The sequence below is a fragment of the Streptomyces sp. NPDC021080 genome (assembly GCF_044333225.1).
Lineage (GTDB): Bacteria > Actinomycetota > Actinomycetes > Streptomycetales > Streptomycetaceae > Streptomyces.
Genome location: NZ_JBIRQM010000054.1, coordinates 1 through 3,163, shown reverse-complemented (window position 1 = coordinate 3,163; position 3,163 = coordinate 1). Strand labels below are relative to the sequence as shown.

Annotated in this window: 4 protein-coding genes; all 4 read right to left on the bottom strand. The window is 69.1% G+C overall.

What is annotated here, in order from left to right:
- Positions 1–90: 90 nt before the first annotated feature.
- On the bottom strand, positions 91–636 hold the full coding sequence (locus tag ACH4S8_RS45045; RefSeq protein ID WP_398405166.1) for a GNAT family N-acetyltransferase: 546 nt from the start codon (positions 634–636) through the stop codon (positions 91–93).
- A gap of 446 nt (positions 637–1,082) precedes the next feature.
- Entirely contained in the window at positions 1,083–2,120 is a 1,038-nt protein-coding gene (locus ACH4S8_RS45040) for an LLM class flavin-dependent oxidoreductase (protein WP_398405164.1), read from the bottom strand.
- A 52-nt stretch (positions 2,121–2,172) separates the two neighbouring features.
- Entirely contained in the window at positions 2,173–2,820 is a 648-nt protein-coding gene (locus ACH4S8_RS45035; protein ID WP_398405162.1) for an NAD(P)-dependent oxidoreductase, read from the bottom strand.
- Between the two features lie 97 nt (positions 2,821–2,917).
- On the bottom strand, positions 2,918–3,163 hold a 246-nt coding region (locus tag ACH4S8_RS45030; RefSeq protein ID WP_398405160.1), incomplete at its 5' end, for a DoxX family protein.

The window sequence follows — 3,163 nt, the reverse complement described above, 5'->3', positions numbered from 1 at the left end:
GGGGCTCCTCTGCTCCTTCAGCGCGCCGACTGTACTGCCGCTGGGAGCCATCGATACACCCCACCCCGGTGAACCTTCGCGGTCACAGCACTAGCGAGTCGACGGACCGTTGCACCGATGTACCGCGAGATCACGGCCGCGGAGGGTGATCCAGAACCGATCTTCACCACGTGCCTGACCGTCAAGCACGCCGCCGTTGGATTGGATTACCCTGCGCGATGCCTCGTTGTCAGATGCGCAGGTCAACAGAACGCGGTTAAGGCCGAGGTCTAGGCATTCTGCTAGCCCGGCTACGAGCATCCTCGTCGCGTGCCCCTGCCGACGCCACGGCGTGACCACGTGATAGCCGACGTGACCGCCCACCTCAGCCAGCTCTGGTGTCAAGCGATGTCGAACAACAAGCGTGCCGAGGTAGTGCTCACCCGAGATGTACCAGAATATGGTTGTAGGCACCTCCCAGCGGATCTGCACGCCGCGACGCTGTGCGACGAAGGCATTGAAGTCGTCACCGGCCGGACCGAGCCAGTCGGTGGGCCTGCCTTCCGCCAAACAATCGGCGCGTTCACCAGCCAGATACGACTCACGCACCGCTGCCGTCGGCCACACCAGACGTGGTGGTTCGGTCAAATGGGTCATGGGCTCAGTCTCCACACGACTGGGCGCAGGTTCCTCAGCTTTTCGGAGCGGAGTCACGGTCGCGCTGCGTCATACGGACAGGCCCGGTTCCGGTCGGGGCCGTCCCTGGGCCGTCCGAGGGTGCTCAACGACGACCAACGCTGACAACCGTCGACGGCTGAGTCGCAGGTCGCAGTGTTGGGCGATTGCAGGGGTGCAGGTCGGAGACCCGGTCCCGCACTTCTTCGGCTACTGGTGGAGGTGTCCCACTCATCGACGCGAGTACCGTGCCCGATCGAGCGGTAAACCACGGTGAACCACGGCACCTGACGGGCACCGAGCAACGCGAAGGCCCCTGACCGTCTCTCCCAGTCAGGGGCCTTTCACCTGCGGTGGGTGTGGGATTTGAACCCACGGTGACTCGCGCCATGATGGTTTTCAAGACCGTGTGCGGGTTGCCTCGACGTTCAGCGGTTCCCTGTTTCCTTGCGGATGGTGGGGGCGACTTCGGTGGCGAGGCGTTCGATGGAGTCGTTGACCATGTGCTGGGGCATGCCGCCGAAGTCGATCTGCCCCATGAAGCGGTCGACGCCGAGGAGTTCGCGTTCGGTGAGGATCTTGTCGATGACTTCCTGGGGGCTGCCGGTCATCAGAGCGCCGAAGGGGCCGGCGACGGCCTGGAACTGGTCGGGGCCGACCAGCCAGCCGCGTCCACCGGGAGTCTTGGGCCGGAGGTATTCGCGGTAGTGGGGGTAGAGGTCGCGGCGGGCGTCCTGGGAGGTCTTGCCGACGTAGAAGTGGCTGGTCAGGCCGAGGCGCAGGGTGTCGGGGGCGTGGCCGGCGGCCTGGCCGACGGCGCGGTAGTGCTCGATGAGGGGGCGGACGCTGCGGAGGTCGCCGCCGATGAGACCGAGGACCATGGGCAGGCCGAGGCGTCCGGCGCGCTCGGCGCTGGCCGGGGTGCCGCCGACGCCGAGCCACAGGGGCAGCTTCTCCTGCTGGGGGCGGGGCGGGACGGGGAGGTCGTACAGGGCGGGGCGGTGGCGGCCGGTCCAGGTGACGTGCTCGTTGTCGCGGATCGCGAGGAACAGGTCGAGTTTCTCGGCGAAGACGTCGTCGTAGTCGGCGGGGTCGACGCCGAAGAGTTCGAAGGCTTCGAGGAAGGCGCTGCGTCCGGCGATGATCTCGGCGCGTCCGTCGCTGAGGAGGTCGAGGGAGGCGAAGTCCTGGTGGAGGCGGACCGGGTCGAGGGTGGACAGGACGGAGACGGCGCTGGTGAGGCGGATGTTGCTGGTGGCCTGGGCGATGGCGGCGAGCGGGACGGCGGGGTTGGCGACGGCGAAGTCGGGGCTGTGGTGCTCGCCGAGGGCGAAGACGTCGAGGCCTGCCTGGTCGGCGGCGACACCGTAGGAGACGATCTCGCGGGTGCGTGCTCCGGGGTCGCGGAGCTTGCCGGTGGCGGGGTCGGTCTGCAGGTCGGACAGGGACAGGATGCCGAGTTCCACGACGGGCTCCTTGTGGTTGCGGGAGTGCCGGGGCCGGCGCTGCCTTGACGGGTCAGTTGCTGATGGCGGGCATCGCGCGCCGGTAGCGGGTGTCGGTGAGCTGGGAGACGAGGAAGGCGGCGATGTCCGCGCGGGTCATCGCGGAGCCGACCTGGTCGTGGCCGAGGAACCCGGAGCGGGTGTGGCCGGTGGCGGGCTTGTTCGTGGGGTTGGTGATGCGGGCGATGGTGTAGTCGAGGCCGGAATCGGTGACGGCCGCGGTCATGCCGGTGAGCTCGGTGAGCGCGTTGGGGAACATCAGCTTGGCCATGACGGGCAGCACTTTGTGCTTCCAGTGCGGCTTGTCCCTCGGGTCGGCCAGCGAGGGGGTGGCCAGGCCGATGAAGCGGGTCACCTTTTCCTCGTTCATCGCCGCCACGATGTTCCGGGTGCCCTCGGTCAGGGGGGTGCCGGTGGCGGAGCGGCTCAGGGACGGGCCGAGGGCGCTGATCACCGCGTCGGCGCCTGCCACGGCCGCCCGTACGGCCGCCGGGTCGGACAGCTGCCCGGCGGTGACGGTCAGGTCGGGGTGGGTGAGCTGGGCGCGGGTGAGTTTGTCGGGGGTGCGGACGAGAGCGGTGACGTGGTGGCCCGCGTCCAGCAGCTGCTGGACGGCGAGGCGGCCGATGCCGCCGGTCGCGCCGAAGACGGTGACGCGCATCAGGGTGGCTCCTTACCGGAGAAGCGAGTGGGGGGTTACGTTCCGGGGCCGGTCCGCGGGGTGCGGTCCGGCCCCGGACTGCCGGGTGGCGTGATCGTCAGAAGGAGTAGGGGCCGAAGCGGCCCCAGGCGACGAGCGCGGCGAGGACCAGCAGGACGGCGTTGAAGACGATCGCGGACGGCTCCTTGCGGCGGGCGTGGGCGACCGCGGCCAGGATCATGGTGACGGCGAGCCCGGTGGCGGCCAGCGGGGTCAGGACCGGGGCTATGCCGGTGGCGGCGGGGAGGATCAGGCCCAGCGCGGCGGCGAACTCCACGATGCCGATGAAGCGGACGGTGGCGGG

Coding starts and splice junctions, on each gene's coding strand:
- ACH4S8_RS45045 (WP_398405166.1), bottom strand. CDS start 636: ATGACCCATTTGACCGAACCACCACGTCTGGTGTGGCCGACGGCAGCG.
- ACH4S8_RS45035 (WP_398405162.1), bottom strand. CDS start 2,820: ATGCGCGTCACCGTCTTCGGCGCGACCGGCGGCATCGGCCGCCTCGCC.